Raw genomic sequence first — 2,818 nt, 5'->3', positions numbered from 1 at the left:
CTACACGGCGGTCAATGTTTCGCTGGCGGTGTGGCTGCTGAAAGGCTTCATCGACGAAATCCCGCGCGAGTACGAAGAGGCGGCGATGATCGACGGCTATACACGGCTGCAGGCCTTCTGGCGCACCGTGCTGCCGCAAGCGACGACCGGCATTGCAGCGACCGCGATCTTCTGCCTGATCTTCGCCTGGAACGAGTATGCGTTCGCGGCACTCCTGACCTCGGGCACCGCGCAGACCGCGCCGCCCTTCATCCCAACCATCATCGGCGAAGGCGGCCAGGACTGGCCGGCGGTCGCGGCCGGCACGACGATCTTCCTGGTGCCGATCCTGGTCTTCACCATTCTGCTCCGCAAGCAATTGCTGCGCGGCATCACCTTCGGCGCGGTGCGCAAATGAGCATGACCAAGCCTCAGAAACGCAAGTCGCGCTGGCCGGTCTGGGCCAGGCGCGGGCTGATGGAAAACATCGCCACGGCGCTGATCGCCATCGGCTTCCTGATGCTGTTCCAGCCCTTCGCGCTGTCGCTCTACACCTACTCCTTCATCACCATGCTCGCCGGCACCGTGATGTTCATCATCGTCTCGAAATTCCCGGAATAATCATGGCCGAAATCCGCGTCCAGCACCTGAGAAAGGCCTTCGGCGATTTCGTTGCCGTGCAGGATTCCAACTTCGTCGTCGAGGATGGCGAGTTCTTCGTCATGCTCGGGCCGTCGGGCTGTGGCAAGACGACGACCTTGCGCATGATCGCCGGGCTCGAACTGCCGACCGGCGGCCAGATCCTGCTCGGCGGCGACGACGTCACCATGCTGCGGGCACGCGAGCGCGACATCGCCTTCGTCTTCCAGCTGTTCGCGCTCTATCCGCACATGAACGTGCGCAAGAACATCGGCTTCCCGCTGTTGGCGCAAGGCATGCCTTCGGCCGAGATCCGCACCCGTGTCGAGGAAACAGCAAAACTGCTGCGCATCGATCACCTGCTCAACAAATCCGTCTCCGGACTTGCCGGTGGTGACCGCCAGCGGGTCGCGCTCGGCCGCGCCATCGTGCGGCGGCCAAAATGCTTCCTGATGGATGAGCCGCTCGGCACGCTCGACACCGAATTCCGCGATTTGATGGTCCATGAACTGCGCGAACTGCACAACCGCATCCGTGCCACGACGGTCTATGTCACGCACGACCAGATGGAAGCGATGTCGATGGCCGACAAGATCGCCGTGATGAACCATGGCGTCATCGAACAGTTCGGAAGCCCACGCGAAATCTACGACCGCCCGGCAACCATGTTCGTCGCCGACTTCATTGGCTCGCCGCCGATGAACTTTTTGGGATTTGGCGGCGGGGTCGCCAAGGGCGCCAGGGAGATCATCGTGCAAGGTGCGAAGGTCGCGGTGCCGGAGGTACGAGAGGACATCGCACCCAGCGACATGGCCCTTGGCATCCGCCCGGAGCACATACGCTTCGACGACGCCTCCAAGCTGCGCGGCGCCATCTACGGCACCGAATATCTCGGCACCACGCAGATCGTCGCGGTCGAAACGGCGGACGGTATCATCAAGGCACGCGTGCCGGCCGAAATCCGGCTGTCCACCGGCGACCATGTCGGCCTGACGCTGAGCAGCGCGCGGCTGTCGCTGTTCGAGAAGGGATCGGGCCGCGCAGTGAGAACCGCGATCCACGATGTCGCCTCGGAGCGGAGGACCCAGCATGGCTGAGGTGCACATCAAGAACGCGACCAAGAGTTTCGGCGATCATGCCGCCGTCAACGGCCTCGACCTGCACATAGCAGATGGCGAATTCGTCGTGCTGCTCGGGCCGACCGGGGCCGGTAAGACAACGACGCTGCGGCTCATCGCCGGGTTGGAACGGCCGGATACCGGCACGATCGAGATCGGTGGACACAACGCCACGACGCTGTCGCCGGCCGAGCGTGACACCGCCTTCGTCTTCCAGCAGTATTCGCTCTATCCGCATCTGTCGGTATTCGACAACCTCGCCTTCCCGCTGCGCTCGCCGGCGCGGAAAATGCCGGAGGACCAGATCCGCCGCCGGGTCGAGGAGGTGGCGAAGATGGTGCGCATCCATCACAAGCTCGCCAATCGCTCGACCAAGCTTTCGGGCGGCGAAATGCAGCGCGTTGCCATCGGTCGCGCGCTGGTGCGCAAGCCTTCGATCTATCTGATGGACGAGCCGCTGTCGTCGCTCGATGCCAAGCTGCGCGGCGATCTCAGGCTCGAGCTGAAGCGCATCCAGACCGAACTCGGCGCCACCATGCTTTATGTCACGCATGATCAGATCGAGGCGATGACGATGGCAGACCGCATCGGCATCCTCACCGAGGGCGTGCTGGTGCAGATCGGTTCGCCGCGCACCATCTATTCCGAGCCGGCAAACCTTCATGTCGCGGCAAGGCTCGGCCAACCGGCGATCAATCTTCTGCCGACCGGACTGCTGCCTGATGCCGGCGCGCCAGCCGGGACCAAGACGATCGGCGCGCGCACCGAACATCTTTCGATCGCGAAGGCTGCGAATGGTCATGCCGACGGCGTCGTCGACTGGGTCGAGCATCTCGGTGATCAGAACCATTTGCATGTGACGGTGGGGACCAAGAAACTGGTGACGCTGACCGATCCCGACACGGATCTGGCGCAGGGCGACAAAGTGGTGATCCGCTACCGGGCGCCGCTGTATTTCGGCGCCGATGGACAGCGATTGATGTGAGCGGTTTTCGGTGATTCAGCACCGGTTTTGACTTTGCCAGTATGGGACGAATTCGATGAAGCACTTTTTCAATCGCAGGGAAACGATCGTCACCGAG

The 2,818-nt window shown here is 62.8% G+C and carries 4 protein-coding genes; all 4 read left to right on the top strand.

The genetic code is table 11. The features are described from left to right. Positions 1-397, top strand: a 397-nt coding sequence (locus EN750_RS27680; protein WP_145967955.1) for a carbohydrate ABC transporter permease, incomplete at its 5' end; no start/stop codon positions are given. Next, positions 394-600, top strand: coding sequence for a hypothetical protein (locus EN750_RS27675; protein WP_127320730.1), 207 nt, complete (start codon positions 394-396; stop codon positions 598-600). The genes EN750_RS27680 and EN750_RS27675, both read left to right, overlap by 4 nt. Positions 601-602: 2 nt before the next feature. Next, positions 603-1,715, top strand: coding sequence for an ABC transporter ATP-binding protein (locus EN750_RS27670; protein ID WP_127398595.1), 1,113 nt, complete (start codon positions 603-605; stop codon positions 1,713-1,715). Continuing rightward, positions 1,708-2,721: an ABC transporter ATP-binding protein gene (locus EN750_RS27665; RefSeq protein WP_127398593.1), complete on the top strand. Its 1,014-nt coding sequence runs from the start codon at positions 1,708-1,710 to the stop codon at positions 2,719-2,721. The genes EN750_RS27670 and EN750_RS27665 overlap by 8 nt, the downstream gene beginning before the upstream one ends. Positions 2,722-2,818: the final 97 nt, after the last annotated feature.

It is taken from the genome of Mesorhizobium sp. M7A.F.Ca.ET.027.03.2.1, from assembly GCF_003999175.1.
Classification (GTDB): domain Bacteria; phylum Pseudomonadota; class Alphaproteobacteria; order Rhizobiales; family Rhizobiaceae; genus Mesorhizobium.
The sequence above is the reverse complement of the archived record's forward strand: the minus strand, read 5'-3'. Positions and strand labels throughout refer to the sequence as shown.